Origin of the sequence: Cellulomonas soli (assembly GCF_052036975.1) — a bacterium.
Taxonomy (GTDB): domain Bacteria; phylum Actinomycetota; class Actinomycetes; order Actinomycetales; family Cellulomonadaceae; genus Cellulomonas; species Cellulomonas soli_A.
Genome location: NZ_JBQIAR010000002.1, coordinates 90,749 through 116,349, shown reverse-complemented (window position 1 = coordinate 116,349; position 25,601 = coordinate 90,749). Strand labels below are relative to the sequence as shown.

The following is a 25,601-nucleotide window of genomic DNA, read 5'->3' as shown; positions in this document are numbered from 1 at the left end:
AGCACCGTGCGCGACGGTAACAGCCCGACGTCGGACCAGCCCGCCGTCGACACGGCCACCGAGCCTGGCACGGTTCAGGTGCTCGTCAGCCCTGACCGCACCCGCATCGTGCTGTCCGGTGAGGTCGACGCCGACCTGGGTGCCGAGCTGCAGGACGCGACCGCCGTCGCGGAGCAGCGGGGCCTGCCGATCGAGGTGGACGCGCACCACGTGACGTTCATGGACTCCTCGGGCGTGGCGTTCCTGGCCCGCCTGTCCATCCGCAGCCAGCACCGGGTGCGGTTGCTGCGGGTGCCGCCGACCGTGCACTTCCTGCTCGAGGTCACCCGCATCGGCGAGCTGCTGGACGTGGTGCCCGACGAGCCGGCGCCGCAGCCCGAGCCGCAGTCCTAGATCCCCCGCCAGGCATCCCGCCGCGCGACGCGCGGCCGCGCACGGCGGCACCGCCCCGCCGGTCGTCCGGTGTCGCCGCGCACCCGCACACGCCGACGGGGCCCGGTCCGTGGACCGGGCCCCGTCGGGCCGTGCACCAGACGACGTCAGCTGACGTCAGGAGTCTGGATCAGAGCTTGTGACCGGCCGAGCGCAGCTGCTGGCAGGCCTCGACGATGCGGGCGGCCATGCCGGCCTCGGCCAGCTTGCCCCAGGCGCGCGGGTCGTACGCCTTCTTGTTGCCGACCTCGCCGTCGATCTTCAGCACGCCGTCGTAGTTGGTGAACATGTGGCCCACGACCGGACGCGTGAACGCGTACTGGGTGTCGGTGTCGATGTTCATCTTGATGACGCCGTTGTCGACCGCCTCGGAGATCTCCGCGGCCGTCGAGCCCGAGCCGCCGTGGAAGACCAGGTCGAACGGGTCGACCTTGCCGATCGCGTCGCCGACGGTCTTCTGGATCTCGGCGAGGATCGCCGGGCGCAGCTTGACGGCACCGGGCTTGTACACGCCGTGCACGTTGCCGAAGGTCAGGGCCGTCAGGTAGCGGCCCTTCTCGCCGGCGCCGAGGGCCTTGACCGTGGCCAGGCCGTCCTCGGAGGTGGTGTAGAGCTTCTCGTTGATCTCGGCCTCGTGGCCGTCCTCCTCGCCACCGACGACACCGACCTCGATCTCGAGGATGGTGCGCGCGGCCTGCGAGAGCTCGAGCAGCTCGGCGGCGACGACCAGGTTCTCGGCCAGCGGGATGTCCGAGCCGTCGAACATGTGCGACTGGAACGTCGGGTTCTCGCCGCGCTTGACCTGCTCGGCCTCGAGCTCGAGCAGCGGGCGGACCCACGAGTCGAGGTTCTTCTTGACGCAGTGGTCGGTGTGCAGCGCGATCGTCACGCCGTAGTGCTTGGCGACCTCGGTCGCATAGGCGGCCAGGGCGAGCGAGCCGGCGACGCGGTTCTTGATGGTCGAGCCGGACGCGTACTCGGCGCCACCGACGGAGACCTGGATGATGCCGTCCGACTCGGCCTCCGCGAAGCCCTGGATGGCGGCGGTGACGGTCTGGGACGACGTGATGTTCACGGCGGGGTAGGCGAACTTGCCGGCCTTCGCCCGGTCGATCATCTCGGCGTAGACCTCGGGGGTTGCGATGGGCATCGCGGCATCTCCTACGTGTCTCGTACGGGGTGGACGGTGCGTCCGGCCGGTCCGACGATCATCGGGGGCCCGGCGTGTGACGTGTACCGCACCTGAGTTTGTCACGTCTGGCCCCGAACCTCTCCGGGACGTCCTACCCACGGACGGACCTCGGGTGCCGAGCGGCGGCCCGACCTGCCCGATCGCCGAGAGGCGGCACTAGGTTGCCTGACGATCTAGTTAGCCGTACTTTCTAGCCATGCCCACCGACACGCCCTGGCCCGCCGAGTGGCTGCGCGGCGTGCTCGAGCTCTGCGTGCTGCGCGTCCTGGCCGAGGGGCCGACCTACGGCTACGCGATCACCACGCGGCTCGCCGACGCCGGGCTGGGGTCCGTCAAGGGCGGGACCCTCTACCCCCTGCTGACCCGCTTCGAAACCGCCGGGCACGTCACCGTGCAGTGGCGCGCCGGCGAGGGCGGACCCGGCCGCAAGTACTACCTGCTCACCCCCGCCGGTCACGCGCACCTGCACGACCAGGCCGCACGCTGGTCCACGTTCGCGGAGCTCACCCGCACGTTCGTCACCCACACCGCCCCGGAGGCACCGTGAGAACCGCCGACACCCCGCATGTCGACCCGGCCTGGGCCGAAGCGCTCCTGCTCGAGCTGCGACTGCTCGACGTGCCCGGCACCACCATCGGCGCCGTCCTTGCCGAGGTCGAGTCGCACTGCGCCGAGAGCGGCCAGGACGCACCCGAGGCCTTCGGCGACGCCGTGGCCTACGCCCGCAGCCTGGACCTGCCGACCCGACCGTCCTCGGCCACCGACGTGGTCCGCTCCGCCGTGCCGACCCTCGTGCAGGTCGCCGGCACCATCCCGCTGGTCCACGCCTACGGCGCCTGGCGCTCCTCCGAGTCCGTCACCGTGACCGTCGGTCAGCTCGTCTCGGTCGCCGTGGGCCTCGCACTCGTGGTGATCGCCGTGCGCCACCTCGACACGGTCCTGCGCACCGTCGTGCGCCGGCCCGTCGTGGCCTGGCTCGCCCTCACGGGCGGCACGATGGTGCTGGTGCTCACCCAGCTGCTCCTGACCGGGGTCGTCGGCGAGCTCCCTGCCGGACCGACGGCACTCGCCTCCGCCGCCGTCCTCGCCGCAGGCGTCGTGTGGGCGGTGCTGCACGCGCGGCTCGGTGCCGACCCGGCAGACCCCGTCGTCGCACCACTCGACGACGCGGAGTCCGTGCCGATCGGAGGTCGCTCCACGCTGCTCGTGCGCGCCACAGCGGCCGTGGTCCCCGTGTGGACCCTCGTGCTGCTCGGCCTGACCTGGTGGACGACCCGCTGAACCCGAGGCCGCAGGGCCCACCCGGGACCACCGTGCTCAGGCGTGCCGGACGACCCAGGTGTGCATCGCGATCGCTGCGGCCGCGCCCGCGTTGATCGATCGGGTCGAGCCGAACTGGCGGATGTGCAGCACGTCCTGGGCCGCCTCCTGCGCGGCGGGCGACAGCCCGACGGACTCCTGACCGAACAGCAGCACGCACGCGCGCGGCAGCGGGTAGCCCTCCAGCGGCACCGAGCCGGGCACGTTGTCGATGCCGATGACGGGCAGCGCCCCACCGTCCGGGCCGGCCGTCGAGGCCCACGCCAGCAGGTCCTCGACCGTCGGGTGGTGCCGCACGTGCTGGTAGCGATCGGTCACCATGGCCCCGCGCCGGTTCCACCGGCGACGCCCCACGATGTGCACCTCGGCGGCGGCGAACGCGTTGGCGGTGCGCACCACCGAGCCGATGTTCATGTCGTGCGCCCAGTTCTCCACTGCGACGTGGAACGGGTGCCGACGGGTGTCCAGGTCGGCGACGACCGCCTCGACGGTCCAGTACCGGTACCGGTCGACCACGTTGCGGCGGTCGCCGTGCTCGAGCAAGTCCCGGTCGTAGCGGGGGTCGTCGGGCCAGGCCTGCGGGCCACCCGGCCACGGGCCCACCCCGACCTGCTCGGACGGCTCCTCCTCCACCGGCACCTTCTCGTCCGCCGGCACGTCAGACCAGGTCGACGCGCAGCGCCGCGGCCGATCGACGCGCTCGGTCCAGGGCCTCCTCGACGTCCGCACCGCGCGCGACCGTCACCGCCACGCGCCGACGCCCCGCCACGGACGGCTTGCCGAACAACCGCACCTGCGCCGTCGGCACCGCCAGCGCGTCGCCCACGCCGGAGAACCTCGGCACGCCCGTCCCCTCGGCGAGCACCGCGACCGACGCCGACGGCCCCAGGGTCGTCACCTGCGGCACCGGGAGCCCGAGCACCGCGCGCGCGTGCAGCGCGAACTCCGACACGTCCTGCGAGGCCAGCGTGACCAGCCCGGTGTCGTGCGGACGCGGGGACACCTCGGAGAACAGCACCCGGTCGCCCACCACGAACAGCTCGACACCGAACACGCCCCACCCGCCCAGGGCCTGCGTCACGGCACCTGCGACCCGCTGCGCCTCGGCCAGCGCACCGGCAGGCAGCGCGGCCGGCTGCCACGACTCGCGGTAGTCGCCGTCGACCTGCACGTGCCCGATCGGGTCGCAGAACAGCGTGCCGTCGCGGTGGCGCACGGTCAGCAGGGTGATCTCGGAGTCGAAGTGCACGAACCCCTCGACGATGACGCGCGCCGGTACGTCCGACCCGGGCGCACGCCCACCGGTCTGCGCGTACTCCCACGCGCCGTCGACGTCACCGGCGGTCCGGATCACCGACTGGCCCTTGCCCGACGAGGACATCACCGGCTTGACCACGCACGGCAGTCCCACGTGCTCGACGGCGGCCCGCAGGTCGTCCAGCGAGTCGACGAACCGGTACGGGGACGTCTCCAGCCCCAGCTCCTCGGCGGCCAGCCGACGGATGCCCTCACGGTCCATCGTCAGGCGCGTGGCCCGAGCCGTGGGCACCACACGCACGCCAGCGGCCTCGACGTCCGCGAGCACCTGCGTGGCGATCGCCTCGATCTCCGGGACCACCACGTGCGGGCGCTCCGCGTCGAGCACCGCGCGAAGGGCCACCGGGTCGAGCATGTCGACCACGTGCGCGCGGTGTGCGACCTGCATCGCCGGTGCGTCCGGGTACCGGTCGACCGCGACGACCTCGACGCCCAGGCGCTGCAGCTCGATCGCGACCTCCTTGCCGAGCTCGCCCGAGCCGAGCAGCAGCGCGCGCGTCGCGCCGGGGGTCAGCGGGGTGCCGAGGGTGCCGTCCATGGTCTGGGTCACGGCGACCATCCTGGCAGCCGCGACGCACCGCAGGCACAGCGACCGGTGGCCACCCGCACAGGGTCTGCACACGAGACGTCCGGGGTCTCGACAGGCACGCCCGTAGGCTGGTGCCCATGCCTTTGACGACCGCGCTCGCGGCCATCCAGCCCGCCGTCGGCACCCTGCACGCCCTGGGCCCCGACTTCCTGAACGCCGAGAGCCTCATCGAGTCCTTCGGCACGGCCGCGCTCATCGGCATCGCCGTGGTGGTCTTCATCGAGACCGGGCTGCTGTTCCCGTTCCTGCCGGGCGACTCGCTGCTGTTCACCGCGGGCGCCCTCGTCGCCCAGGGCACGCTCGACCTGAACATCTGGGGGCTGTGCGCGCTGCTGTTCTTCGCCGCGTTCGCCGGGGACCAGGTCGCGTACCTGATCGGGCGCACGCTGGGCCCGAAGGTGTTCAGCCGGCCCGACTCGCGGTTCTTCAAGCAGAAGTACATCGACCAGACGTACGCGTACTTCGACAAGTACGGCGGTCGGACGATCATCGTGGCGCGGTTCGTGCCGTTCGTGCGCACGTACGCACCCGTCGCGGCGGGCGTCGGCAAGATGAGCTACCGGCACTTCGTCTCGTTCAACGTCGTCGGCGCACTGCTGTGGGGTGTGGGCGTCACCCTCCTCGGCTTCGTGCTGGGCAACGTGACGTTCATCAAGGACAACATCGAGGCGCTGCTGATCCTCATCGTGGGCGTCTCGGTGCTGCCGGTGGTCATCGAGCTGTGGCGTGCCCGCCGCAAGGAGGCCGCGCTCAAGGACGCCGGGGTCGACGAGGCGACCGTCGCCGAGGGGCGTGACACGCGCTACGACGAGGCTGCCGAGCGGGCCGCCGTCGAGGAGCGCGCCTTCGGCCGGGCCGGTGCCGAGAGCCCCGAGGCGTGACCCGGTCCATCGCCGGCTGGCTGTCCGACATGGACGGCGTGCTGGTGCACGAGAACCAGGCGCTGCCCGGTGCCGCCGAGTTCATCCGTGCCCTGCGCGACCACGGCCGCCCGTTCCTGATCCTGACGAACAACTCGATCTACACCCCGCGCGACCTGCGGGCCCGCCTGACCGCGACGGGCCTGGACGTGCCCGAGGACGCCATCTGGACCTCGGCGCTGGCCACCGCCCAGTTCCTCACCGACCAGCAGCCCGGCGGCTCCGCGTACGTGATCGGCGAGGCGGGCCTGACCACGGCGCTGTACGAGGCCGGGTACACCCTGACCGCCGCCGAACCGGACTTCGTCGTGCTGGGCGAGACCCGCACGTACTCGTTCGAGGCGATCACGCAGGCCATCCGGCTCATCCAGGGCGGTGCGCGGTTCATCGCCACCAACCCGGACGTCACGGGCCCGAGCGCCGACGGCGACCTGCCGGCCACCGGTGCCGTGGCGGCCATGATCACCGCCGCGACCCGTCGTGAGCCGTACTTCGTCGGCAAGCCCAACCCGATGATGATCCGCTCGGCGCTGAACCGGATCGACGCGCACTCCGAGACGACCGTCATGGTCGGCGACCGCATGGACACCGACGTGGTGGCCGGCATCGAGGCGGGCCTGCGCACGTTCCTGGTGCTCACCGGGTCGACGCGACGCGAGGACGTGGCCCGGTTCCCGTTCCGGCCCAGCGAGATCGTCGACTCGATCGCCGACCTGGTCGACCGGGTCGGCACCCCCGCCTGAGCTGCCCCGGAGGCTGACGTGGCGCGCAAGGGCGGGTGGGTGCCCGACCAGCACGGGGCCTGGGCGATGCTCGCCGTCCCCGTACTGGTCGGCGCCGTCGTGTCAGGGGTGACGTGGCGGCACGCGCTGCTGCTGGTGAGCTGGCTCGTCGCCTACCTGGCGTTCTTCGCCGCCGGGCTGTGGCTGCGCTCGGGCCGCAAGGCGCGCTACCTGCCACCCGTGCGCGCGTACGCCGTGGCCACTGCCGCGCTGGGCGGCTCGCTCGTGCTCACCGCGCCCGGGCTGCTGCGGTGGGCGCCCGTCTACGCGGTGCTGCTCGCGGTGAGCCTGGTGTCGTCCGTGCGCCGCACCGACCGGGGGTGGCTCAACGACACGGTCACCGTGCTGGCCGCGATGCTCATGACGGTCGTCGCCGCCGGGCTGGGCCACGACGCCGACCCGGGTGCCGCCACGCTGCTCGCCGACGGCACCGGCGTGGCTCGTCTGGTGCCGCCCGGCGCCGCCGACCCGCAGGTGTGGCTCGCGACCGGGCTGCTGACGGCGTACTTCCTGGGGACCGTGCCCTACGTGAAGACCCTCATCCGCGAGCGCGGCAAGCGGACCGTGCTCGCCGTCTCGATCGGGTACCACGCGGCCCTGGCGGTCGCCGCGGCCGTGTGGGCGGTGCTGGCGGTCGCACCGGCGGTGACGGCCGTGGCCGTCGTGGCGGTCGCATTGCTGGTCCGGGCGGTGCTGGTGCCACGTCGTCGTCCGTGGCCCAGCGCGAAGGCCGTCGGGCTGGGTGAGGTGGCCGCGACCGTCGCCGTGTGCGCGGCCACCCTCGCCTTGGTGCTCTGAGCCGTGGTGCTCCGACTGCTCAGAAGCTGACCTGGGGTGCGGCGCGCACCTCGGGGTCGTTGACCTCGAAGTACTCGGCGCGCACGAACCCGAACATGTTCGCGATGACGTTCGCCGGGAACGACTCGACCTTGGTGTTCAGGCTGCGCACGTTCGCGTTGTAGAACCGGCGACCGGCCGCGATGCGGTCCTCGGTGGTCGACAGCTCGGTCTGCAGCTGCTGGAAGTTCTCGCTCGCGCGCAGCACCGGGTAGGCCTCTGCGACGGCGAACAGGCGGCCCAGTGCGGCCGAGAGCACGTTCTCCTGCTGGGCCTGCGCCGCCGGGCCGACGCCCGCGCCGGAGGCGGCCGCGCGAGCCTGGGTGACCTCGTCGAACACGGCACGCTCGTGCGCCGCGTAGCCCTTGACGGCCTCGACCAGGTTGGGGATCAGGTCGTGCCGGCGGTGCAGCTCGACGTCGATCTGGCGCCAGGCCTCCTGCACCAGGTTCCGCAGCCGGACGAACGCGTTGTAGGTCACCACACCCCACAGCAGCACGATGACCACGAGCACGAGCAGGACGATCAGCACGACGCCGACGGTGTTCACGATCAGGCCTTTCGCAGGTTCTCCGGTGAACTCGGATCGTAGCCGTGGTCGAGCCAGACATGGCGGGGCACGCTGCGCACCACGGCCGTCAGCAACCCCAGCCGGGCTGCGAGCGTGCTCAGGTCGGTGCCGCCCGAGGTCCACGACACGATCCAGGTGCCCTCGATGCGCCACGGGTTCCGCACCGCGTCGGGTCGCAGCAGCCGTTCCATCAGCCGGGGGTGCAGCACGGCGTGCGCGGTGCGCTGGTCACCGGCGGCCACCCGGTACGCCCGGTTGAAGTCCTCCGACTCGAACTGCATGTCCTGCGCGCCGAGCATCTTGGCGAACCGGGCACCGATCCCCTCGGGCGTCACCTCGATGGTCGGCAGGTAGGCGGGCAGGGCGAGGGCCACGACATGGGCATGGTGGGTCGTCTCCTCCTTGCCGCTGCCCGTGTCCCACTGGTAGTCGAACGAGACGGCCGGCATGCCCTCGAACCGGCCGGTCATCACCTCGGTCGCCCGCCGGGCGTGCCCCTGCCCGAACGGTTGGCCACGGTGCAGCCCGGCGTAGCGGTCGTCGCGGTCGACATACGTCCACCCGTTCCGTAGCGCCCACTGCTGCAGCTGCTGGCGGCGCCGGTGCTGCAGCCACCACCCGAGGCCGAGCAGCCCCAGCCCGAGCAGGGGCACCAGGTAGACGACGAACGCGCCGGGCACGTCGCTCACAGCGCCTCCTCGCTCCACCGTCCGGAGTTCAGCAGCTGGACCTCGCGCCGGGTCAGCCCGTCCGGCAGCGGCGGGTGGTCGTCGACGACGAACGCGGGCAGCAGCTCGGCGAGGTCGAGCGCCACCTGCGCCAAGGACTCGATGCGCCCGAGGTCCGTCCGACCCGGCACGTGGACGGCGACGTCGGCGCCCTCGACCAGCACGCTGAGCCCGTCCGTGTCGGGTCTGCTCAGGCGTTCCATGACCTGCGGGTGCAGCACGGCGTGCGCGAACCGCGCCTGGCCGGCCTGGATACGCCACCGGGCGTTGAAGTCCTCCCACTCGACGGTGACGTCCTGCCCGCCGAGCCGACGGGCCAGCCTCTGCGCGCCACGTTCGGGGGTCAGCACCAGGCCCGGTCCCCGCATGGCCCGCTCCACCATGACGACGTGCCGTCGGCGCAGGCCGCTGTAGGTGAACGAACGGATGCGCCCGCGTTCGTCGTCGCGTTCGAGCGCGTCGGTCGCCACTCCCCCGCCGCGCCCGAACGGCGGTGCCTCCCACCGGCCCACGAGCACGGTGCGTGCCACGTCCGTGCACCAGCCGCGCTCCGCCGCCCAGCGTTCCACCTGACGACGCCGCCGTCGGTCACGCCGGGCGGACAGCACACCGGCCAGGACCAGGCTCGCGCACAGCACGGCGGTCGTGGCGATCGCCCACGGGTCGGCGAGCTCGGGCTCGTCCACGGGCACGCCGCGCACGACCGCCACCCCGACACTGATCCCGGCGTGGGCCATGAGCACGCACGGCACGAGGAGGGCGGCGAGCAGGACCGCCACCACGCCGAGGAGCACCTTCTCCCCCGTGCTCCGCGGGCGCGCGCCCGGCAGCGACCCAGGACCGCGCGTATCGCTCACCGGGGGACAATCGGCAGCAAGACACCCCGACCTGAGGCCACCGACACCGTTCGTGCAGGTCGGCGGTCAGTCGCTGCTCAGGCGAGGCCGAGGTCCGCCAGGCTGTACAGGTAGTGGTACGGCACGCCGAGGGCTTCGATCTTCTCCTGGGCGCCGGTCGCCCGGTCGACGATGACGGCGACACCGAGCACCTCGGCACCCGCCTCACGGGCGGCCTCGACGGCCGCGATGGGCGAACCGCCCGTGGTCGAGGTGTCCTCGAGGACGACGACCTTGCGGCCTGCGATGTCAGGGCCCTCGATGCGCCGCTGCATGCCGTGCGCCTTGGCCTCCTTGCGCACGACGAACGCGTCGAGGTCCTGCCCGCGCGACGCAGCGGCGTGCAGCAGGGCAGTCGCGACAGGGTCCGCGCCGAGCGTGAGACCGCCGACGGCGTCGATCTCCGCGGTGCCGAGGCCGACCTCCTCGAGCCTGTCGAGCAGCACGTGCCCGATGAGCGGCGCGGCCCGGTGGTGCAGGGTGACGCGGCGCAGGTCGACGTAGTAGTCGGCCTCACGCCCGGAGGACAAGGTGACCTTCCCGTGCACGACGGCAAGGTCGACGATGAGGTCGCGCAGCTGCTCGCGCGGGGTCGGGGAGAGGTCGTGGCTCACGGCCGTCAGGCTACCGGGACGAGCCCCCGGAGGCCGTGCCCGCGCCGTCGTCGCCCGCGCCGGCCACATCCAGCGGACGGCGGTAGCGGCCGAGCGCGCGGATCGCCGAACGCGGCACGATCCGGGCCACCGCGGCCGCCGTGCGATAGCGCAGGCTCGGCGTCGAGATGACGACACCGCGGCGCACGTCGGCGAGCGCAGCGGCCACGACGTCCTCGGCGTTGAGCCAGGCGATCTCGGGCAGGGCGCTGGTGTCGATGGCGCCGCGCTGGTGGAACTCGGTGTGCACGAACCCGGGGCACAGCACGGTGGCGGTCACGCCGGTGCCCTTGAGCTCGACGGCCAGCCCCTCGGTGAACGTGCGCACCCAGGCCTTGTGCGCCGAGTACGTGCCCGAGGCCATGAGCGCCGCGATGGACGCCACGTTGAGGACGGCACCGCGGCCTCGTTCGACCATGGCGCCGGTCGCGGCGTGCGAGAGCACCATGACCGTGCGGACCATGACCTCGAGGGCCATCTCCTCACGCTCCAGGTCACCGCCGACGAACTCCTGGTTGAGCCCCAGGCCCGCGTTGTTGACCAGCAGGCCCACGGGGTTCTCCGGGCTGCGCAGCCGGTCGGCGACCCGCTCGACGTCCTCGCGCACCGACAGGTCGGCGACGATCACCTCGGTGCGGATGCCCGCGGCCGCCTCGAGCTGCGAGGCAAGGCGGTGCAGGCGCTCGCGGTCGCGCGCGACCAGGACGACGTCGTGCCGGGCGGTGGCCAGCTGCCAGGCGAACTCCAGGCCGAGGCCGGCGCTGGCGCCGGTGACGAGTGCGGTTCCCATGGACGACACCCTACGGAGCCTCCCCGCTGCCGCGCACCGAACCGCACCTCTCGCGCAGTTCGATCAGATGCTCGCCGCCCTGGACGCCGCGCCGCGCCGCGTCCCCGCCCTGGTCGACGCTGCCGCACGCCGACGCATCTTCACGCACGAGTGAGCGACGCGCCCGAGTACGTCGTCCGCGAGCCCGACGGCTACTCCTCCGGGTTCGACACGTTCACCTGCGGCCATCCGACCTTGGACGCATGGCTGCAGGACAGTGCGCTGCGCGCGCACAAGGCCGGCTCGACGCGGGTTCGTCTCCTCTGGCACCTCGACAGCGCGTCCTTGGTCGGGTACTACGCGATCTGCCCGACAGAGGTGCGTCGGGCAGAGCTCCCGCTGTCCTCGAAGGTGCGCGCGGCGATGTCAGCAGTGCCGGGGTTCATGCTCGCCAAGCTCGCGATCGCGTCGCACGCGCAAGGGCGGGGGCTGGGCCGGGACCTCCTCCTCGATGCCCTCGAGCACATCTGCGACGCCTCCGACCTCGCGGGCGGGCGGATCATCGTGGTCGACCCGATCGACGACGGCGCCACCGCGTTCTCCGCACGATCAGGCTTCCGGGCCGTCGACGGACACACGCGGATGTACCTGCTCGTGCAGGACGCGAAGGCGTCGTTGGACCTGGAGTAGACCCGCGTCAGCGCTCGCCGAGGGTCACGACCACGTGCACGTGGCTGCCTGCCGGGCGGGCCGTGATCGGGGCGCCCGGGTCCTGCTCGACACCGTCGACCACGAGGCTGCGCACCCCGTGGCTCACCCGGTCGGGGTTGCGGACCTCGATGTCGTAGACGGCGCCGCGCCACTCGCGACGCATCTCGAACCCGTCCCAGTCGTGCGGGATCGCGGGGTCGACGACGAGCCCGTCGAGCGTGAGCCGCACCCCCAGGACGTACTTGGTGACCGCGGTGTACATCCAGCCGGCGGTGCCGGTCAGCCACGGGTTCTGCGCCTTGCCGAACCACTCGTGGTCGCGCCCGTAGAGGAACTGCACGTAGGCGTACGGCTCGGCGCCACGCACCTCGATGTTGTCGTTCTGGTGGTACGGGAGGATCGCGTCGTAGAACTGCACGGCCTCGTCGCCGCGGCCCAGCAGCGCCTCGGCGATGATCGGCCAGGCGTTGGGGTGGGAGAAGATCGCGGCGTTCTCCTTGATGCCCGGGTAGACGCGCGTGACGAAGCCGACGGTGTCGTCGACCTGCGTGAACGCCGGCCAGTTCAGGTGGTTGCCGTACGGCGAGCCGAGCAGGTCGCGCACCGAGTCCATCGACCGGGCGCCGCGCTCGTGCGTGGTGATCCCGGCGATCACGGGCCAGGCCTGGTGCTCGAGGAAGATCTTGCCCTCGTGGTTCTCGTGCGAGCCGATCTTCACGCCGTCGCGCGTGTACCCACGCACCCACCAGTCGCCGTCCCACAGCTCGGTGTCGGCGACGCGGGCGATCCGGTCGAGCTCGGCGCGGTACCGCTCGACGTCGTCCGTGCGGCCCAGCGGTTCGGCGACCTCGAGGAACGCGCGGATGGCCCATGCGTGCAGGAACGTGACCAGGGCGGTCTGCCCGCCGCCGAGGTTGAGGCAGTCGTTCCAGTCGGCGCGCAGGCCCAGGGCGACGCCGTTCGGCCCGACGTGCCGCGACGAGAAGTCCAGGGCGCGACGCAGGTGCTCGTAGACCGTGCCGGGCGTGCCCTCGGCGAACGGGATCACCTGGTCGAGGAAGCCGAGGTCGCCGGTCTCCTTGACGTACTCCACGACCGACGGCACGAGCCACAGGTGGTCGTCCGAGCAGGTGTCCTCCAGCCCGTGGATCAGCGAGGCACGGTCGGGCGTGGGCACGATCGTCGGGCTGGGCACGTCGGGCAGCTGCGGCGCGTCGGGGTCGAAGGCCGCCGGGTCGAACAGGTGCAACCCGTAGCCGGCCTCGGTCTGGGCGCGCAGCAGCTCGACGATGCGCTGCCGCGTCTTCGTCGGGTTGGAGTGGATGACGCTCATGACGTCCTGCGCGGTGTCGCGGTAGCCCAGGCCGTTGCGCCCGCCGACCTCGACGAACGACGCGAACCGGGACCACTGCACGCAGGTCTCGGCCTGCAGCAGCGTCCAGGTGTTGATCATCGTGTTCATGCCCTCGTGGGGCGTGCGGATGCGCAGCGCGTCCTGCTTGGCGGACCAGTACGCGCGCAGGCGCGCCCGCTCGAGGTCGACGGTGGGCAGGTCGGCGTACTTGGCACGCATGGCCCGGCCGGCCTCGTCACGCGAGCCGTAGCCGAGCAGGAACACCAGGCGCTTGGTCTGACCCGGCGCCAGCACGACCTCGTGCTGCAGCGAGCCGCAGTGGTTCTGCGTGGTGGCCGACCGGTTCGAGCCGTGGCCGCGCTCGATCGCGACCGGGTTGCTCTCGCTGCGGTACGGGCCGATGAACTCCTCGCGCAGCGAGTCCCACGAGCTGGGCTCCTCGCTGGAGGTGAAGAAGTGGTGGGTCCACGGCTCGTAGTAGAAGTCGTACTCGATGATCCCGTCGGCGTACGAGGAGCCCGACGCGTACAGGGACATCTGCAGGTTCTGGTTGTCGATCGTGATGGTGTGGAAGCTGAACTCCACGTACGAGCCCACGGTCAGCCGGCGTTCGACGTCGCTGCGGTTGGTGACCTCGACGTCCCACACCTCGACGTCGTCGTCGAGCGGCACGAACACGGTCTGGCTGGCCTCGATGCCCTTGTACGAGGCCTCGAACCGCGTGTAACCCATGCCGTGCCGGGTCGTGTACTCCGCGCCGTCCTCGACGCCGTCGGCCGCGAGCGGCTTGCCGACCGGCTGCCACGACACCGACCAGTAGTCACCGTCGGCCGCGTCCCGCAGGTACACGTAGTGACCCGGACGGTCCAGGGGGACGCCGTTCTGCCGGAACCGGGTGATCCGGCCGTACTGCGAGGACTTGTAGTACGAGTACGCGCCGCCGGCGTGCGAGATCACCGTGCAGAGGTTCTTGGTGCCCAGGTAGTTCGTCCACGAGACGGGGACGTCGGGGCGGTCGACGACGTACTCGTCGCGGGCGGTGTCGAAGTGGCCGTAGCGCATCGTCGTCGCTGTTCCTGTCGGCTGGGAGGGTCGCGGGAGCGGGGGGAGGGTCAGACGCCGGCGGTGACGAAGCCGCGCAGCCAGTCGAGCAGCTCGGTGGCCTTCTGCGGGGTGTCGGCCTCGACGAACATGCGCAGCACCGGCTCAGTGCCGGAGAACCGCAGCAGCGCCCAGTTGTCGTTCTCGAGCAGGATCTTCGTGCCGTCGAGGTGACTGACGGAGACCACCGGGTACGGGCCGACGTGCGTGAGCGGCTGGGCCTCGAGCCGGCGCGGCACCGCGATGCGCATCTCCGGCGTGGACGGCACGCCCGCCTCGAGGGTGTGCAGCCGACCGGTGATCTCGTGGATCGCCGTGCGCAGCTCGGAGATGGTCCGACCGGTGCGCGCGAGCATCTCGACGACCAGCGCGCACGCGAAGATGCCGTCCTTGCCCAGGATCCAGCCGCGGATGGTCAGCCCACCAGAGGACTCCCCGCCGAGCACCGCACCGATCTGCTCCATGCCGGCGGTGACGTGCTTGAAGCCGACCTTGACCTCGAGCGACTCCTCGCCGAAGTGCGCGGCCAACCGGTCGAGCAGGTGGGTGGTGGCCAGGTTGCGGACCACACCGCCCTTCTCGCCGCGGACCTCGTGCAGGTACCAGTACAGGAGCAGCAGCAGGTCGTTGCTGGAGACGTACTCGCCGGTCTCGTCGACGATGCCGATGCGGTCGGAGTCGCCGTCGGTGGCCAGGCCCAGGCCGTAGCGTCCGGCGCCCTCGCGGATCATGCCGATGAGCGTGGACAGCCGCTGCAGGTCGGGAGCCGGGGCGACACCGCCGAACAGCGGGTTGTGCGCCTCGTGGATGAACTCGGCGGGCACCCGCATGTCGGACAGGATCGTGCCGAGGGTCAGCTGGCTGGTGCCGTACATGGGGTCGACGACCACCCGCAGGTCGGCGCCGCGGACGGCGTCCACGTCGATGATCTGCTCGATCGCGTCCACGTAGGGCGCGGTGAGCGTGCGCTCGGTGACCACACCGGCCCGCCGCGCCAGGTCGATGTCGAGCGTGATGACGTCCTCGACGGACATGGCGTTGGCCTCGTCCTGGTACCGGTCGGTCTCGTCGTCCAGGGGCAGCGAGCCGTCCTGGCGGAACACCTTGATGCCGTTCCACTCGGGCGGGTTGTGGCTCGAGGTGACGATGATCCCGTAGGCCGCGCCCAGGTACGGGGCGGCGAACGTGACCAGCGGGGTCGGCACGTCGTCGGGCAGCAGGGTCACCGGGATGTTGTTGCCGGCGAACACCTCGGCGGCCGCGATCGCCGAGTCGCGCGAGAGGAACCGCCGGTCGCCGCCGATGACGACGCCCTTGGCCTCCAGGCCCTGCCGCATGGTCTCGTTCGCGATGGCCTGCGACAGCCGGCGCACGTTGGCCAGCGTGTAGCCCTCGCCGATCACGGCCCGCCACCCGCCGGTGCCGAACACGATCTTCGTGTCGGTGTTCTTGGTCGGCACGAACAGCCGCTTGAGCACGATGTCGGCGGCGACGGCGAGCTCCTCGGGCGTGTTGATGCCCTGCACCTCGTCGGTGTCGTGGATCTGGTGGCTGGTGATCTGCTTGCCGCGGGCGATGACGCGGCGGGCCAGGTCGGTGAGCCGGTGCTCGCCGGCGGTGGCCATCGCGTCGAGCTCGTCGAACAGCAGGCCGGGGGCGGCCACGTAGGCGCCGACGTTGATCTCGACGGGGGCGTCACCGGTCGGAGCGGGGTCGGGCGCGCCGTCGTCGCCGGGCTCGGCGATCGCGACGATCCGCCCGTCCTCGCGCACCACGCGGCCGTACCCCTCGGGCGCGGTGTCGACCACGGCGGTGAGCAGCGAGAGGTCGGCGCCCTTGAGCTCGTGCCGGTTGAGCAGCCCGCGCAGCGAGTCGGGGCGCAGCAGCGGGGTGTCGGCGTACGCGACGAGCACACGCTCGACGTCGCGGCCCACGGCCTCCGCGGCCGTGCGGGCGGCGTCTCCGGTGCCGAGCGGCTCAGGCTGCTCGACGTAGGTCAGGTCGTCGCCGAGCAGTGCGGGCAGCCGGTCGTCCCCGGGGGCGATCACCACGACGATCCGGTCGGCGGGGACGACGCGGCGCACGGTGGCCACCGCCAGCTCGACGACGGTCGCGTCGCCCAGCGGGCGGGTGAGCAGCTCGCGGGACGCCTCGTCGTGCCCGGCGGCGAGCACGACCGCCGCCCGGGAGCCGTGCCTGGGTGCGCGCGTGGACCTGGTCATCGCTACCTCGCGGACGTAATTTGTTCGGACTCCTGCGTAACCCATCATGCCCGATGTCGCGCGGAATGGCGAGAGCCCTCGACCGTCGGAGCCGCCCGCTAGCGTGGGCGCCATGCGGCTGGCCACCTGGAACATCAACTCGATCCGTGCACGCCTCGACCGTGCCCTCGCGTTCGTCGAGCGCTCCGGCGTCGACGTCCTCGCGCTGCAGGAGACCAAGTGCAAGGACGAGCAGTTCCCGCGCGAACCGTTCGAGCAGCTCGGCTACGAGGTCGTGACCAGCGGTTTCAGCCAGTGGAACGGCGTGGCGATCCTGTCCCGCGTCGGCATCGCCGATGTCGAGGTCGGATTCCCCGGGCAGCCGACCTTCGGCGACCCGGGCGTCGTCGAGGCCCGGGCCCTCGGCGCCACCTGCGGCGGCGTGCGCGTGTGGAGCCTCTACGTGCCCAACGGCCGCGAGATCGCCGACCCGCACTACACCTACAAGCTCGAGTGGCTCGCCCGGCTGCGCGACCAGGCGGAGCACTGGCTCGCCGAGGACCCTGCCCTGCAGGCCGCCCTGGTCGGCGACTGGAACATCGCCCCGCTGGACACCGACGTGTGGGACCCCGAGTTCTTCGCGGGGCGCACCCACGTCACCCCCGCCGAGCGCGACGCCTTCCGCGCGTTCGCCGAGGCCGGCTGGACCGAGGTCTCCCGCGAGCACGTGCCCGCCGAGCACACCTACACCTACTGGGACTACCAGCAGCTGCGGTTCCCCAAGAACCAGGGCATGCGGATCGACCTGACGTACGCCACCCCGGCGCTGGCCGCACGGGTCGCCGGCGTCTCGATCGAACGCGTCGAACGCAAGGGCAAGACCCCGTCCGACCACGTCCCCGTCGTGATTGATCTCACAGATTGAACAATTCCGACATCTCGGACACGTCTGGTTGGGTGAGAACTGCCCTCAACGGCCCCTCGCAGGCCTGCCGCTCCACTACGTTGCACGCATGAGCACTGAGCACGGGAGCAGCGGAGAGACGTCCGCACCCGAACCTAACGCCTTCGCCGCCCCCGCATCGCCCGTCGCCCCGACCGCCGGCACCTACTCCGCCCCGCCCGCCCCCAGCGGCTACGAAGCGGTCCCGCAGACGGCCTCCACCCCGGCACCCCCCGCGTACGGTGCCGCCGCGCCCACCTACGGTCAGCCCGCCGCCGACCCGTACGGCCAGCAGCAGCCGGCCTCGCCGTACGGCGCGCAGCCCACCCAGGCCTACGGGCAGCAGCCCGGCGCACAGGCCTACGGCGCCCCGCAGGCCACGCCCTACGGCGCCCAGCCGCAGTACGGCGCCTACGGTGCCGCCGCACCGGCCTACGGCCAGCAGTACGGCGGCGCGCAGAAGACCGACGGCCTGGCCATCGCCTCGCTGGTCACCAGCATCCTGGGCTTCTCGGCGATCGCGCTCGGCCTGGGCATCGCCGCGCTGCGGCGCATCAAGCGCTCGGGTGCCGCCGGTCGCGGCATGGCCATCGCCGGCATCGTCATCAGCTCGCTGACCATCGTGGGCATCCTGCTCGTCGTGCTGTTCACGGTCGTGCTCGGCGCCAGCGGTGCCCTCGACGACATCGACACCGGCGACACCACCGGCACGTGGGACGAGCCCCTGGACGACACGGCCGACGGGTCCACCGACGGCGACCTCTACAAGGACCCGGACGACACCGTCCTGCCCGACTACACGCTGGTGACGGGCCTGCAGCCCGGCGAGTGCCTGACCTACAGCGGCACCTACGACCTCAGCGGCGCGGACAGCATCGACTGCGCGCTCACGCACGACATGGAGATCGTCGCGCTGGTGCCCATGAGCGGACCCGTGGAGCTGTCGCTGTCCGCGGACGACCCGGTCTGGTACGAGGCGTCCACCAGCTGCGAGCAGCTGGTCGAGGCCGCCGCCCCCGGTCTGCAGGACTCCACCGGCTGGGCCGACCTGTACTACCCGCACCCCGACCAGTACGCCGCCGGTGAGACCACGGCGTACTGCACGTTCACGTCCTACGGCACCGACCTGACCGGGTCGATCGCCGCAGGCACGCTGAGCGTCGCCGGGACCGGAGCCTGAGCTGACGGCCGACCAGCCCGGCTACCCCGAGCCGTACTACGCGCCGGGGTGGTCGACGGCGTCCCTCGAACGCCCACGTCTCGAAGGGACCGCCGTCGCCGCCCTGGTCACCGGCCTGCTGGGCCTCGGCCCGGTCGCCGTGGTGCTCGGGCTGGTCGGCCTGCACAGGACCCGCACCCGCGGCACGCGCGGCCGCGGGTTCGCCATCACCGGCGTCGTCCTCGGTGTGCTCGGCACCCTGCTCGCCGCGGCGGGGATCGTCGCCGCCGTACTGCTGGTGCGGGCGTCGAGCTCCCTGCCGTCCGACGTCGCCAGCCCGCGCGACGCCCACGTGCAGCAGCTCGTCACGGGCAACTGCCTGGGCACCCTGCCCGAACCCGCCGCCGACGGCACGGTCGACACCGTCCAGGTGGTGCCCTGCGGCCAGCAGCACGCCGGCGAGGTCATCTCGCAGTTCGAGTTCGCCCCGGACGCCGTGTGGCCCGGGCAGCAGGCCGCCGACGCGCGTGTGGCCCGCTCCTGCGTGCTCAGCCCCGAGGAGATCGAGGCCAACGCGACGGTCATCACCTGGGCACCGACGCAGGACGGCTGGGCGCGCGGCGACCGGACGGGCCTGTGCATCGAGGTGCTCGACCTGGCCGAGGACGTGTAGCCACCCCCGGCCCTGCCGAGCACCCCGTCAGCACCCCGTCAGCGGGCAGAGACCACCAGGCCGCCGGCGTCCGCGTCCGCGTTGAGCTCGACGAGCACGCTCTGCCCGTCGCGGATCTCGCCGGCCAGCAGGCGTCGGGCCAGCTGGTCGCCGATCTCGCGCTGCACCAGCCGACGCAACGGCCGGGCGCCGTACGCCGGGTCGTAGCCCTCGAGCGCCAACCACTCGCGCGCCGCCGGGGTGACCTCCAACGTCAGGCGACGGTCCGCCAGCCGCGCCGCCAGGGCGGCGACCTGCAGCTGCACGATCTCGCCGATCTCGGCCAGCGACAGCGGGTCGAACAGCACCACGTCGTCGAGCCGGTTGAGGAACTCCGGCTTGAAAGCACCCCTGACGGCCGCCATGACGGCGTCCTTCTTCGCGGTGGCGTCCAGCAGCGGGTCGACCAGGAACTGCGAGCCGAGGTTCGAGGTGAGCACGAGGATCACGTTGCGGAAGTCGACCGTGCGGCCCTGACCGTCCGTCAGGCGGCCGTCGTCGAGCACCTGCAGCAGGATGTCGAACACCTCGGGGTGCGCCTTCTCGATCTCGTCGAGCAGCACCACGCCGTACGGGCGGCGGCGCACCGCCTCGGTGAGCTGGCCACCCTCCTCGTAACCGACGTACCCCGGAGGGGCACCGACCAGGCGGGCCACGGTGTGCTTCTCGGAGTACTCGGACATGTCGATCCGGACCATGGCGCGCTCGTCGTCGAACAGGAAGTCCGCGAGCGCCTTGGCCAGCTCGGTCTTGCCGACACCGGTCGGGCCGAGGAACAGGAACGAACCGGTGGGCCGGTCGGGGTCGGAGATACCGGCGCGGGCCCGGCGCACGGCGTCGGACACGGCGGCCACGGCCGGCTTCTGGCCGATGAGCCGCTCGCCGAGCACGTCCTCCATGCGCAGCAGCTTGGCGGACTCGCCCTCGAGCAGGCGCCCGGCGGGGATGCCCGTCCAGGCGGAGACGACCTCGGCGATCTCGTCGGGGCCGACGTTCTCGGCGATCATCGGGGTGCCCTCGGCGCTCGCGTCCGTGTCGGCCTCGGTGGCCTCGGCGGCGGCGATCTCCTTCTCGACCGTGGGGATCTCGCCGTACAGCAGGCGGCCGGCGGCGGCCAGGTCCCCCTCGCGCTGGGCACGTTCGGCGTCGGCACGCAGCTGGTCGAGGCGCACGCGCAGGTCGCCGACGCGGTTGTGCCCGGCCTTCTCCTTCTCCCAGCGGGCGGTGAGCCCGGCGAGCTCCTCGCGACGGTCGGCCAGGTCGGCCCGCAGCTTGGCCAGGCGCTCGGCGCTGCCCGGGTCGGTCGCCTCGGACAGCACGACCTCCTCCATCTCCAGCCGCGTCACGGCCCGCTGGAGCGCGTCGATCTCGACGGGTGAGGAGTCGAGCTCCATGCGCAGCCTGGAGGCGGCCTCGTCGACCAGGTCGATGGCCTTGTCGGGCAGCTGGCGTCCGGAGATGTACCGGTCGGACAGGGCCGCGGCGGCCACCAGGGCGGAGTCGGCGATGGTGACCTTGTGGTGCGCCTCGTAGCGAGCCTTGAGCCCGCGCAGGATCGCCACGGTGTCCTCGACGGACGGCTCGCCGACGAACACCTGCTGGAACCGGCGCTCCAGGGCGGGGTCCTTCTCGATGCGCTGGCGGTACTCGTCGAGCGTGGTGGCGCCGACCAGGCGCAGCTCGCCGCGGGCGAGCATCGGCTTGAGCATGTTCCCGGCGTCCATGGCGCCCTCGGAGCCACCTCCGGCGCCGACGACGGTGTGCAGCTCGTCGATGAACGTGACGATCTCGCCCTCGGACTCGGTGATCTCCTTGAGGACGGACTTCAGGCGCTCCTCGAACTCGCCGCGGTACTTGGCGCCGGCGACCATGGCGGCCAGGTCGAGCGAGACGAGGCGCTTGCCGCGCAGGGACTCGGGCACGTCGCCGGCCACGATGCGCTGGGCGAGACCCTCGACGACGGCGGTCTTGCCGACGCCTGGCTCACCGATGAGCACGGGGTTGTTCTTGGTGCGCCTGGACAGGACCTGGACGACGCGGCGGATCTCGGCGTCGCGGCCGATGACCGGGTCGAGCTTGCCGTCGCGGGCGGCCTGCGTGAGGTCGACGGAGTACTTCTCGAGGGCCTTGTAGGTGCCCTCGGGGTTGGGGCTGTCGACCTTGGCCGTGCCGCGCACGGTGGGCAGGGCGGCGGCGAGGGCGTCGCGGGAGGCGCCGGCGCCACGCAGGGCGTCGCCGATGCCGGACTGCCCGGCGGCCAGGCCGAGCAGCAGGTGCTCGGTGGACACGTAGTCGTCGCCCAGGGCGCGTGCCTCGGACGAGGCGGCCTGCAGCGCGGTGTTGAGCTGCCGGGACGCGACGGGCTGGGTGACGGTGTCCCCCGACGAGGCGGGCAGGTTCATCAGGGCGGCCCGCACGGACCGTCCGAGCGCGGTGCGGTCGGCGCCGACGGCGTCGAGCAGGCCGTTGGCGACGCCGCCGTCCTGCGCGAGCAGCGCATTGAGCACGTGGGCGGGCTCGACCTGCGGGTTGCCCGCGGCGGACGCCTGCTGGATGGCGTCGCCGAGGGCCTCCTGGGACCTGGTGGTGAACTTGGCGTCCACGGGACCTCCGGGGTGACGGGTTGTCGGACTGCTCGGCGCAACGGCCGCGAAGTTGAGTCTATTCCGCTCAACCTTCTGCCGCCCGCCCGGCAGCAAACACGACGTCGAGCCGTCACCGACTGCTCACCCCGGCGTCGTCGGCCGGACACGCGTCCGCCCTACCGTCGAGCACGTACCGACGACGAAAGGGCACCGATGACCCTCACGCTGACGCTCGTGCGTCATGGCCAGACCTACCTCAACGCCCGGCGGCTCCTGCAGGGCTGGAGCGACTCCCCGCTGACCCGCACCGGCCGCGCCGGCGTGCGGATCACCGCGCACCACCTCGCCGACCACACCTTCACCGGCGCGTACTGCTCACCCTCGGGCCGCGCGATCGCCACCGCCACCGAGATCCTGCGGCACCACGACGACCTGCGGCTGCGCACCGACAAGGACCTGCGCGAGCTGCACTTCGGGCAGTACGAGCGCCGCCCCGAGCACGAGCTCGACGCACTCGCCCCCTGGCACGAGCTCGTGCCGTCCATGCTCGACGGCACCCACCCGGGCCTGCCCGGCGGCGAGTCGGGCAGCGACTACATGGCCCGCGTGCGGGTCGCGTTCGAGCGCATCGTCGAGGCGCACCCCACCGGGCACGTGCTCGTGGTCGGGCACGGCCTCACGCTGGGCGCATGGCTCGCCACGGTCGACCCCGACCTGGGCCTGGTGGCCCTGCCCAACGCCAGCGTGTCGACCGTGCAGGTCGACCCCGGCGGTGCCCGGCGCGTGCTGAGCACCGGGGTCGACGTGGCCGCGCAGGGGCTCGGCAGCGCACGCAGTGTGCCGACCGCGCTGCCCGTCCCCGCGGCCTGAGGTTCACTCCAGGACGAACGTGACCTCCAGGACCACCTGGAACGCGGTCACCTTGCCCTCGACGACCTCGACCTTCTGCTCCTTGACCCACGCGCCGCTGATGTGGCGCAAGGTCTGCGAGGCCCGCTCCAGGCCCGTGCGGACGGCGTCCTCGAAGCCCTTCTCGGAGCGGGCACTGATGTGCGTGATGGCGGCGACCGAACCCATGACGACCTCCTCGGCGTGCTTGCGTGCGGTCCGTCCAGGCTCACCCCGGGCTCGACCGCCCGCAACAGCACACCCCGTGGCACGATCGCCGCATGGTCGACGACGTCCTCGGGCCCGGCTGGACCGCGCGCACCCTGCCCCTGCGGCCCGACGGGCTCGGTGACGGCACACCGCCGGTCGCGACGCTCGTCTCCCGCGTCACCGACAACCCGCGACCGCGCGCCGTGCTCTACGTGCACGGGTTCGTCGACTACTTCTTCCACGACCACCTGGGGGCGGCGCTCGCCCGGCACGGCTACGAGCTGTACGCGCTCGACCTGCGCGACTACGGCCGATCGATCCGCACCGGCCGCGACCCGAACTTCACCACCGACCTGTCGGTGTACGCCGAGGAGATCGACGCGGCCGTCCGCGACCTGCGCACCCGGCACGACACGGTGGTGCTGCTGGGCCACTCGACCGGCGGCCTGGTCGCCGCCCTGTGGGCCGACGCACGCACCGACGAGCACCTGGTGGACGCCGTGGTGCTCAACAGCCCGTGGCTCGACCTGCGCGGCTCGTGGCTCGAACGGACCGTGCTGACACCCGTGCTCGACGTCGTGGGGCGCCTGGCCCCGCGGCTGGTCGTCTCGCACCTGGCGCCGTACTACGGGCAGGCCCTGCACCGGGACACCGGCGGCGAATGGGACTACGACCTGACCTGGAAGCCGCACGCCGGGTTCCCCGTGCGGGCCGGGTTCGTCCGGACCGTGCGCCGCGGGCACGCGCGGGTCGCACGAGGGCTGCACATCGGGTGCCCGGTGCTCGTGCTCGCCTCCGACGGGATCGGACCCGACGACCGGGAGCACGACGCCCTGCTCAGCACCGACTCGGTGCTCGACCCGGCGCAGATCGTCGCCCGCGCACCCTTGCTGGGCGACGACGTCACGGTCGTGCAGATCGCCGGGGGCGCGCACGACCTGGCCCTGTCCGCCGGCCAGGCCCGGCACCGGTACGTCGAGGAGGTCGTCGGGTTCCTCGACGCGCGCCTGGGCACACCGCCCGAGGGGCAGGCAGGGTCCCTGCCCTGACGGTCCGTAGGCTGGTGGACTGTGACCCTCCCGTCCGACGCGTTCCGGCACGTGGCCGCCCGGCCGCACGAACCCCTGCGCACGTTCCACCCGCGCCGCTCCGTGCTGGGCCGCGACCGCGAGGAGGCGCTCGAGCGGCTGTGGCCCCGGTGGGGCTTCTCGGTGCACGACGACGACCTCGGCTCGGCGCCCCTGACCCCCGCGGGCACGCTCGACACCGCGTCGCTGTACGGCCGGCAGGCGCCGATCGTGCTCGAGATCGGCTCCGGCATGGGTGAGACCACGGCTGCCATGGCCGCAGCCGACCCCGACCGGGACTACCTGGCGGTCGAGGCGCACCTGCCCGGCATCGCGAACCTGCTGCTGCTCGTCGAGCGGGCCGGGCTGACCAACGTGCGGGTCGCGCACGGCGACGCGCTCGACCTGGTCCGTCGTCGGATCCCGGCCGACACCCTCGACGCGGTGCACGTGTTCTTCCCCGACCCCTGGCCCAAGGCCCGGCACCACAAGCGGCGGATCATCCAGCCCGAGCACGTGGCGTTGCTGCGCTCGCGCCTGCGGGTCGGCGGCACGCTGCACTGCGCGACGGACTGGCGGGAGTACGCCGAGACGATGCGCGAGGTGCTCGAGGCCGACCCGGGCCTGGCCGGTCCCGTCGCGTTCGTCGCCCGACCGGCCCACCGGCCCGTCACCAAGTTCGAGCAGCGCGGGATCGACCTGGGCCACGAGGTGTGCGACCTGGTGGTGCGCCGGGCGCGCTGAGCCACCTCGCACCGCTCGTGCGGTGCGCCGACCGGGTGGCACCACGGCGCTCCGGTGTCGCGTCGCGCGTGGTGGTGCTGTGATGGCCGCAGAGGTCCGTCCGCAGGTCGGGCACCTGCGCGGAGGAGCGACGCATGACGATCCACCTGGAGCCCTGGCCGTCCGGCACCCCGGCCTGGGCCGACATCACCGTGCCGGACCTGCAGCTCGCCCGGGACTTCTACGGTGCGCTGTTCGGCTGGGAGTTCGAGGTCGGCGGGCCCGAGACCGGCGGGTACACGCAGGCACTCATCGACGAGCACCGCGTCGTCGGGCTCAGCGAACCCCTGGGCGACGACCCCGCACCGCCACCCGCCTGGTGCCTGTACCTGGCCACCGACGACGCCGACGCGACGGCACAGGCCGCGCAGGAGCTCGGCGCGCACGTCGTCTTCCCCGCGATGCAGGTCATGGACTTCGGGCGCCTGGCCATCCTCACCGACCCGACCGGTGCCGTGTTCGGGCTGTGGGAACCGGCGTCGCACAACGGGTGGCAGGTGGTCGACGAGCCCGGTGCGCCCGCCTGGAGCGAGCTGATGACGCACGACCAGCCTGCCGCGCTCACGTTCTACTCGACCCTGTTCGGCCTCACCGCCGAGGACATGAGCAGCGACGGGTTCCAGTACGCCTCGCTGCACCACGAGGGGGCCGCGGCCGTCGGCATCGGCGGGTACGGCGACAGCGTGGACGCTGCGGTGCCCGCGGCATGGACCGTGTACTTCGCGGCGGCCGACGTCGACGCGAGCGTCGCGCGGGTGGTCGAGGGCGGCGGCGCGGTGGTGCGGGCACCCGAGGACACCCCCTACGGCCGGTTCGCCCTGGTCGCTGGACCGTTCGGCGAGGTGTTCGCGCTCATCGCCTCGGACGCGACCGCCGGCTGA

Annotated in this window: 27 protein-coding genes; 15 read left to right on the top strand and 12 right to left on the bottom strand. The window is 72.4% G+C overall.

From position 1 onward, the window contains the following. Positions 1 to 6 precede the first annotated feature (6 nt). Positions 7 to 393 (top strand): STAS domain-containing protein, encoded by a 387-nt coding sequence (locus ACTHAM_RS03015; RefSeq protein WP_440684287.1) that lies wholly within the window; start codon positions 7 to 9, stop codon positions 391 to 393. A 169-nt stretch (positions 394 to 562) separates the two neighbouring features. Here ACTHAM_RS03015 and fbaA read toward each other — a convergent pair whose 3' ends face one another. Then, the gene (gene fbaA, locus ACTHAM_RS03010) at positions 563 to 1,582 is read right to left on the bottom strand and encodes a class II fructose-bisphosphate aldolase (protein ID WP_440684286.1); all 1,020 of its coding nucleotides are present in this window, start codon (positions 1,580 to 1,582) and stop codon (positions 563 to 565) included. A gap of 238 nt (positions 1,583 to 1,820) precedes the next feature. Here fbaA and ACTHAM_RS03005 point away from each other — a divergent pair, with 238 nt between their 5' ends. Then, a complete protein-coding gene (locus tag ACTHAM_RS03005) occupies positions 1,821 to 2,171 on the top strand; it encodes a PadR family transcriptional regulator (RefSeq protein ID WP_440684285.1) in 351 nt (116 codons plus the stop codon). Continuing rightward, positions 2,168 to 2,905: a hypothetical protein gene (locus ACTHAM_RS03000; protein WP_440684284.1), complete on the top strand. Its 738-nt coding sequence runs from the start codon at positions 2,168 to 2,170 to the stop codon at positions 2,903 to 2,905. Before ACTHAM_RS03005 ends, ACTHAM_RS03000 begins: the two co-directional genes overlap by 4 nt. 36 nt (positions 2,906 to 2,941) lie before the next feature. Here the strand turns inward: ACTHAM_RS03000 and ACTHAM_RS02995 are convergent, their stop codons facing one another. Next, complete coding sequence (locus ACTHAM_RS02995; RefSeq protein ID WP_440684283.1) at positions 2,942 to 3,577, bottom strand: TrmH family RNA methyltransferase; 636 nt, start codon at positions 3,575 to 3,577, stop codon at positions 2,942 to 2,944. Positions 3,578 to 3,602: 25 nt separating this feature from the next. Then, on the bottom strand, positions 3,603 to 4,811 hold the full coding sequence (purT, locus tag ACTHAM_RS02990) for a formate-dependent phosphoribosylglycinamide formyltransferase (RefSeq protein WP_440684282.1): 1,209 nt from the start codon (positions 4,809 to 4,811) through the stop codon (positions 3,603 to 3,605). 116 nt (positions 4,812 to 4,927) lie between these two features. Here purT and ACTHAM_RS02985 point away from each other — a divergent pair, with 116 nt between their 5' ends. Genes ACTHAM_RS02985 through ACTHAM_RS02975 form a run of 3 tightly spaced genes read left to right on the top strand, consistent with a single transcriptional unit; the run spans position 4,928 to position 7,350 of the window. Next, complete coding sequence (locus ACTHAM_RS02985) at positions 4,928 to 5,731, top strand: VTT domain-containing protein (RefSeq protein WP_440684281.1); 804 nt, start codon at positions 4,928 to 4,930, stop codon at positions 5,729 to 5,731. Then, the gene (locus tag ACTHAM_RS02980) at positions 5,728 to 6,513 is read left to right on the top strand and encodes an HAD-IIA family hydrolase (RefSeq protein WP_440684280.1); all 786 of its coding nucleotides are present in this window, start codon (positions 5,728 to 5,730) and stop codon (positions 6,511 to 6,513) included. Before ACTHAM_RS02985 ends, ACTHAM_RS02980 begins: the two co-directional genes overlap by 4 nt. A gap of 18 nt (positions 6,514 to 6,531) precedes the next feature. Continuing rightward, positions 6,532 to 7,350, top strand: coding sequence for a YwiC-like family protein (locus ACTHAM_RS02975; RefSeq protein WP_440684279.1), 819 nt, complete (start codon positions 6,532 to 6,534; stop codon positions 7,348 to 7,350). Between the two features lie 19 nt (positions 7,351 to 7,369). Here the strand turns inward: ACTHAM_RS02975 and ACTHAM_RS02970 are convergent, their stop codons facing one another. From ACTHAM_RS02970 to ACTHAM_RS02950, 5 genes are all read right to left on the bottom strand, one after another. Beyond that, positions 7,370 to 7,939, bottom strand: a complete 570-nt coding sequence (locus ACTHAM_RS02970) for a LemA family protein (protein ID WP_440684278.1) — start codon at positions 7,937 to 7,939, stop codon at positions 7,370 to 7,372. 2 nt (positions 7,940 to 7,941) lie between these two features. After that, positions 7,942 to 8,649 (bottom strand): DUF3137 domain-containing protein, encoded by a 708-nt coding sequence (locus ACTHAM_RS02965; protein ID WP_440684277.1) that lies wholly within the window; start codon positions 8,647 to 8,649, stop codon positions 7,942 to 7,944. Further along, on the bottom strand, positions 8,646 to 9,545 hold the full coding sequence (locus ACTHAM_RS02960; protein WP_440684276.1) for a hypothetical protein: 900 nt from the start codon (positions 9,543 to 9,545) through the stop codon (positions 8,646 to 8,648). The genes ACTHAM_RS02965 and ACTHAM_RS02960 overlap by 4 nt, the downstream gene beginning before the upstream one ends. A 77-nt stretch (positions 9,546 to 9,622) precedes the next feature. Further along, entirely contained in the window at positions 9,623 to 10,198 is a 576-nt protein-coding gene (gene pyrE, locus ACTHAM_RS02955) for an orotate phosphoribosyltransferase (RefSeq protein ID WP_146952566.1), read from the bottom strand. Between the two features lie 10 nt (positions 10,199 to 10,208). Next, entirely contained in the window at positions 10,209 to 11,027 is an 819-nt protein-coding gene (locus tag ACTHAM_RS02950; RefSeq protein WP_440684275.1) for an SDR family NAD(P)-dependent oxidoreductase, read from the bottom strand. Between ACTHAM_RS02950 and ACTHAM_RS02945 the strand changes: the two genes are divergently transcribed. Together ACTHAM_RS02945 and ACTHAM_RS02940 are read left to right on the top strand one after the other, a co-directional pair. After that, a complete protein-coding gene (locus ACTHAM_RS02945; RefSeq protein ID WP_440684274.1) occupies positions 11,026 to 11,181 on the top strand; it encodes a hypothetical protein in 156 nt (51 codons plus the stop codon). The genes ACTHAM_RS02950 and ACTHAM_RS02945 overlap by 2 nt on opposite strands. After that, positions 11,178 to 11,696 carry a hypothetical protein gene (locus ACTHAM_RS02940; RefSeq protein WP_440684273.1) on the top strand — a complete coding sequence of 173 codons (519 nt, stop codon included), beginning with the start codon at positions 11,178 to 11,180 and terminating at the stop codon, positions 11,694 to 11,696. The genes ACTHAM_RS02945 and ACTHAM_RS02940 overlap by 4 nt, the downstream gene beginning before the upstream one ends. Before the next feature lie 7 nt (positions 11,697 to 11,703). Here the strand turns inward: ACTHAM_RS02940 and ACTHAM_RS02935 are convergent, their stop codons facing one another. Further along, positions 11,704 to 14,133 (bottom strand): GH36-type glycosyl hydrolase domain-containing protein, encoded by a 2,430-nt coding sequence (locus ACTHAM_RS02935; protein WP_440684272.1) that lies wholly within the window; start codon positions 14,131 to 14,133, stop codon positions 11,704 to 11,706. A 50-nt stretch (positions 14,134 to 14,183) separates the two neighbouring features. After that, positions 14,184 to 16,394: an NTP transferase domain-containing protein gene (locus ACTHAM_RS02930; RefSeq protein ID WP_440684271.1), complete on the bottom strand. Its 2,211-nt coding sequence runs from the start codon at positions 16,392 to 16,394 to the stop codon at positions 14,184 to 14,186. 112 nt (positions 16,395 to 16,506) lie between these two features. Here ACTHAM_RS02930 and ACTHAM_RS02925 point away from each other — a divergent pair, with 112 nt between their 5' ends. The 3 genes from ACTHAM_RS02925 (at position 16,507) to ACTHAM_RS02915 (ending at position 19,148) form a co-directional block, all read left to right on the top strand. Further along, on the top strand, positions 16,507 to 17,298 hold the full coding sequence (locus ACTHAM_RS02925) for an exodeoxyribonuclease III (RefSeq protein ID WP_440684270.1): 792 nt from the start codon (positions 16,507 to 16,509) through the stop codon (positions 17,296 to 17,298). Between the two features lie 88 nt (positions 17,299 to 17,386). Beyond that, a complete protein-coding gene (locus ACTHAM_RS02920; RefSeq protein ID WP_440684269.1) occupies positions 17,387 to 18,496 on the top strand; it encodes a DUF4190 domain-containing protein in 1,110 nt (369 codons plus the stop codon). A 103-nt stretch (positions 18,497 to 18,599) separates the two neighbouring features. Then, complete coding sequence (locus ACTHAM_RS02915) at positions 18,600 to 19,148, top strand: DUF4190 domain-containing protein (protein ID WP_440684565.1); 549 nt, start codon at positions 18,600 to 18,602, stop codon at positions 19,146 to 19,148. 38 nt (positions 19,149 to 19,186) lie between these two features. On the opposite strand, the gene clpB is transcribed toward ACTHAM_RS02915, so the two are convergent. Continuing rightward, positions 19,187 to 21,790, bottom strand: a complete 2,604-nt coding sequence (gene clpB / locus ACTHAM_RS02910; protein ID WP_440684268.1) for an ATP-dependent chaperone ClpB — start codon at positions 21,788 to 21,790, stop codon at positions 19,187 to 19,189. A gap of 195 nt (positions 21,791 to 21,985) precedes the next feature. Here clpB and ACTHAM_RS02905 point away from each other — a divergent pair, with 195 nt between their 5' ends. Beyond that, complete coding sequence (locus ACTHAM_RS02905) at positions 21,986 to 22,642, top strand: histidine phosphatase family protein (RefSeq protein ID WP_440684267.1); 657 nt, start codon at positions 21,986 to 21,988, stop codon at positions 22,640 to 22,642. A gap of 3 nt (positions 22,643 to 22,645) precedes the next feature. Here ACTHAM_RS02905 and ACTHAM_RS02900 read toward each other — a convergent pair whose 3' ends face one another. Beyond that, complete coding sequence (locus ACTHAM_RS02900; protein WP_440684266.1) at positions 22,646 to 22,849, bottom strand: dodecin family protein; 204 nt, start codon at positions 22,847 to 22,849, stop codon at positions 22,646 to 22,648. 92 nt (positions 22,850 to 22,941) lie between these two features. Here ACTHAM_RS02900 and ACTHAM_RS02895 point away from each other — a divergent pair, with 92 nt between their 5' ends. The 3 genes from ACTHAM_RS02895 (at position 22,942) to ACTHAM_RS02885 (ending at position 25,601) form a co-directional block, all read left to right on the top strand. Next, positions 22,942 to 23,919 (top strand): alpha/beta hydrolase, encoded by a 978-nt coding sequence (locus ACTHAM_RS02895; RefSeq protein WP_440684265.1) that lies wholly within the window; start codon positions 22,942 to 22,944, stop codon positions 23,917 to 23,919. Positions 23,920 to 23,940: 21 nt separating this feature from the next. Continuing rightward, a complete protein-coding gene (trmB, locus tag ACTHAM_RS02890) occupies positions 23,941 to 24,681 on the top strand; it encodes a tRNA (guanosine(46)-N7)-methyltransferase TrmB (RefSeq protein WP_440684264.1) in 741 nt (246 codons plus the stop codon). 134 nt (positions 24,682 to 24,815) lie between these two features. Then, positions 24,816 to 25,601, top strand: a complete 786-nt coding sequence (locus tag ACTHAM_RS02885) for a VOC family protein (protein ID WP_440684263.1) — start codon at positions 24,816 to 24,818, stop codon at positions 25,599 to 25,601.

What these genes read in the sequence shown, in the direction of transcription:
- fbaA (WP_440684286.1), bottom strand. Translation starts at nt 1,582, where the DNA reads ATGCCCATCGCAACCCCCGAGGTCTACGCCGAGATGATCGACCGGGCG.
- ACTHAM_RS03005 (WP_440684285.1), top strand. Translation starts at nt 1,821, where the DNA reads ATGCCCACCGACACGCCCTGGCCCGCCGAGTGGCTGCGCGGCGTGCTC.
- ACTHAM_RS02985 (WP_440684281.1), top strand. Translation starts at nt 4,928, where the DNA reads ATGCCTTTGACGACCGCGCTCGCGGCCATCCAGCCCGCCGTCGGCACC.
- ACTHAM_RS02945 (WP_440684274.1), top strand. Translation starts at nt 11,026, where the DNA reads ATGGACGACACCCTACGGAGCCTCCCCGCTGCCGCGCACCGAACCGCA.
- ACTHAM_RS02950 (WP_440684275.1), bottom strand. Translation starts at nt 11,027, where the DNA reads ATGGGAACCGCACTCGTCACCGGCGCCAGCGCCGGCCTCGGCCTGGAG.
- ACTHAM_RS02935 (WP_440684272.1), bottom strand. Translation starts at nt 14,133, where the DNA reads ATGCGCTACGGCCACTTCGACACCGCCCGCGACGAGTACGTCGTCGAC.
- ACTHAM_RS02930 (WP_440684271.1), bottom strand. Translation starts at nt 16,394, where the DNA reads ATGACCAGGTCCACGCGCGCACCCAGGCACGGCTCCCGGGCGGCGGTC.
- ACTHAM_RS02925 (WP_440684270.1), top strand. Translation starts at nt 16,507, where the DNA reads ATGCGGCTGGCCACCTGGAACATCAACTCGATCCGTGCACGCCTCGAC.
- ACTHAM_RS02920 (WP_440684269.1), top strand. Translation starts at nt 17,387, where the DNA reads ATGAGCACTGAGCACGGGAGCAGCGGAGAGACGTCCGCACCCGAACCT.
- ACTHAM_RS02905 (WP_440684267.1), top strand. Translation starts at nt 21,986, where the DNA reads ATGACCCTCACGCTGACGCTCGTGCGTCATGGCCAGACCTACCTCAAC.
- ACTHAM_RS02900 (WP_440684266.1), bottom strand. Translation starts at nt 22,849, where the DNA reads ATGGGTTCGGTCGCCGCCATCACGCACATCAGTGCCCGCTCCGAGAAG.
- ACTHAM_RS02895 (WP_440684265.1), top strand. Translation starts at nt 22,942, where the DNA reads ATGGTCGACGACGTCCTCGGGCCCGGCTGGACCGCGCGCACCCTGCCC.
- ACTHAM_RS02885 (WP_440684263.1), top strand. Translation starts at nt 24,816, where the DNA reads ATGACGATCCACCTGGAGCCCTGGCCGTCCGGCACCCCGGCCTGGGCC.